The organism is Escherichia sp. E1130, assembly GCF_005781065.1.
Lineage (GTDB): Bacteria > Pseudomonadota > Gammaproteobacteria > Enterobacterales > Enterobacteriaceae > Escherichia.
Genome location: NZ_VATL01000044.1, coordinates 1 through 3,140 on the forward strand (window position 1 = coordinate 1; position 3,140 = coordinate 3,140).

Sequence of the window (3,140 nt, forward strand, 5' to 3'; positions counted from 1 at the left end):
GGTTTAGTCAACCACATCAGGTGGTCATTAAAGAGTTATTCATACCTGCGATCCAGTAATTGATCCCTAAGAGATCTTATTGAGATCAAAAAGAGATCCCCGGATTGTTACAGCCCGCGTGTTGCCTGCCGTAACAGGCTGATGTCATTGACTGTGGTTGGTAAAAAATTGACTGTTGTATGCCTTTTTCAATACTGTAATATGCAAAGGTATTTACTGAGGTATGTGTTTCCGTTGACTGTGGCATGTATATATACTTCCCTGTGTGGATAACTGTTGGTATTAAAAATGACTAATAAAAATAATGAATTACCTCTTAATCTGCAGGAAACTGATAAGACAACCGGAGAAATTGTTAAGCTGGATGTTAACAGCGCCAGTACGGTACAACCCGTGGCGCTCATGCGGCTGGGATTGTTTGTTCCAACGCTTAAGTCGACCTCCAGGCGCAAGACCAACCGTAAAAACGTCACAGATGCCACTGATGAACTCGTACAGCTGTCGATAGCCAGGAGTGAGGGATACAATGATGTGAAGATCACTGGTTCGCGTCTGGACATGGATACGGATTTCAAGGTATGGCTTGGGATCATTCGCTCGATGTCTGAGTATGGCGTGAAAAATGACACCCTTGAGCTCTCATTTGTCGACTTCATTAAAATGTGTGGGTTTGATTCCCGCCGCTCCAACAAGAAAATGCGCGATCGCATCAGTAATTCGTTATTTAAACTGGCCTCCGTGACGCTTAAATTTCAGAGTGAAACAAAAGGCTGGACGACACACCTGGTGCAGTCTGCGTTCTACGACATCAACGAAGATGTTGTGGAGATCAAGGCTGAGCCCAAGTTATTTGAACTGTATCACATGGACCGGCGGGTACTGTTACGCCTGAAAGCGATTGATGCACTGCAACGTAAGGAATCAGCACAGGCGCTGTATACCTACATCGAAAGCCTTCCGCTGAATCCTGCCCCCATTTCCATGAAACGTATGCGCGATCGCCTCAATCTGACGTCCAGCGTCTACACGCAGAATCACACCGTGCGAAAGGCCATGGAACAGCTCAGGGATATTGGTTATCTGGATTACACCGAATTCAAACGTGGCCAGGCCACTTACTTCAGCGTGCATTACCGGAATCCTAAGCTCATCAGCAGTACGGTGAAAGTGCCACGGAAAGAAGAGAGCGAAAAAGCACCTGAGCAGAACTATGACGAAATCATTAAGGCGCTGAAAGCTGCGGGGATAGATCCGAAAAAACTCGCTAAGGCGCTCACCAGTATGAAGCCAGAAAATTGACTGCAGTATGCAGATATTCTCTGAGGTATGTTACTTTCTCTTTATTGACTGTGGTATGCAGTGCGCAAGAGTTCTGCCGAACCAGTATTGACTGTGGTATGTGATACTGCATTCCTCAGTCAATATTAGTTCGTGTGCCGTGACGCTTTCACTTGCCTGGGGGGAGTGAACGCAGAATATCGGCTGCATCCCGGCCATCTCCGGTAAACGGTACTGCCAGCGTGGCGGCCATATCAAGTGCAAACACTCTGGTATAAACCTCCATCGAACGAGGATCCCTGTGACCGACCAGTGCCTGGATAACTTTCCGTGGCTGGCGGTGATAGAGCATGTGCATGATATAGCTGTGCCGGAAGGTGTGTGGTGTGACCGGAATCGAAAAATGTACCCCGTCAGCCCCGGCCCGCTTCACTGCCTGTTTCAGCCAGTTCCGCATTGTTTCATCGGTCACTGCCCATAATGGTTCGCGCCGCCGTGGACGGGTGGTCACCATCCAGCTTTGCATCTGCCTGACATAGTTTATATCTGTCAGCGGGACCAGGCGGACCTCATTTTTTGGCGGGCGCCCGCGCCGCGCCCGGACCTTTTCAGACAGCACCCGCACAAAAGGGCGCAGACCATCCAGGTCAAACGACTCTGATGTCAGCATCCTGGCTTCCCCGATACGCATACCGGTATTCCAGAGAGTGGCAAACAGCATGTGATGGCGTTGATCGGGCATGTAGAAGAGGAGTGCGCTGACTTCCGGAGCCAGCAGATAGGCCGGTGTGGCGCCGGTGGAGGTGGCCATTCTTCTCAGGGAAAGAGCAGTCGCAAAATCGACCCCCGGTGCTATGGGTAATAAAGAGACGCGTTCTGGTGAATTCTGCAGAGGAATGATGTTGTTCATGAGTGGGTTTTCACATAGCGCACGATTTTTTTTTTGTTACGGATATTCTGGCCTGAACACCGGGATCCTTCCATTACAATAAATCGCAGCCCGCGGATCCTTTTGTTTGATTATCACGCATTATTGCGGGAAAAACCAAATGCGTAAAGGGGCATGTTTCCGGGAAAATTCGCGCTGAAGCCAGTTATGGCTCGGGGTGAGGGCTTTTTTGCCGCTTTTGGGAGAATTGGGGTAATGCCAGGACAGACAGGATCTGAAACGAAAGGGTAAATGTAGCGAATCGCGTTTGAAATCGCGTCGACTCGCATTTATCCCGTTTTTCTGCTCAGATTAACTGCAAATGAGAAACATGCTCTGCTCGCATTTATCCTCTCCGGCTTGCATTCCATTGAGCCGGAATCACGATAACTGCAAATAAAAAACAGGGCCAGCATCGGCTCAGATCCCTTTATTGTCAGCCCCCCAGGAATGGCATATCCGCTTTCTGCAGACCGGGACGGGGTAATACCGCCTCCGGCTGATGAGCAGAAACAGTAGTATTTCATTTTACGGGTGGACATGTCGTATTGTTCTGGTCAATTTAAACCGGACACTTTTTTCTCAGTCAGTCGCTCATCGAGCGCAGGAGACAGGCCCCCATTAGCTGCATGATTTCGGTCAAGATTGTAGTGGCGGATATACGTGACCACATCCTGCTTCATATCGGCCCGCGTGGGCTGGGGTACAAGCAGCAGCCATTCATGTTTCAGGCTACCCCAGAAGCGCTCCATCCCAGCAGGCGCCCACATCTCCCATGCTGCTTCTGAGCCCATAGCTCTTCAGCATCGACTGGAAGCGGTTGCCGGTGTACTGGGACCCTCTGTCCGTGTGCATCACCAGCCCGTGGGGCGGATTGCGCAGGTTATACGCCTTCATCAGCGCGTGGCAGACCAGCGATGACGTCATGCGACTA

2 protein-coding genes and 1 pseudogene are annotated in these 3,140 nt (G+C 50.2%); 1 reads left to right on the plus strand and 2 read right to left on the minus strand.

The genetic code is table 11. The features are described 5' to 3' along the window. Positions 1-288: 288 nt before the first annotated feature. Entirely contained in the window at positions 289-1,299 is a 1,011-nt protein-coding gene (locus FEK66_RS24235; RefSeq protein WP_135495632.1) for a RepB family plasmid replication initiator protein, read from the plus strand. Positions 1,300-1,447: 148 nt separating this feature from the next. Here FEK66_RS24235 and FEK66_RS24240 read toward each other — a convergent pair whose 3' ends face one another. Continuing rightward, positions 1,448-2,188: a tyrosine-type recombinase/integrase gene (locus FEK66_RS24240; RefSeq protein ID WP_135495631.1), complete on the minus strand. Its 741-nt coding sequence runs from the start codon at positions 2,186-2,188 to the stop codon at positions 1,448-1,450. Between the two features lie 575 nt (positions 2,189-2,763). Further along, a pseudogene (locus tag FEK66_RS26150) lies at positions 2,764-3,140 on the minus strand (DDE-type integrase/transposase/recombinase); the annotation flags it as partial.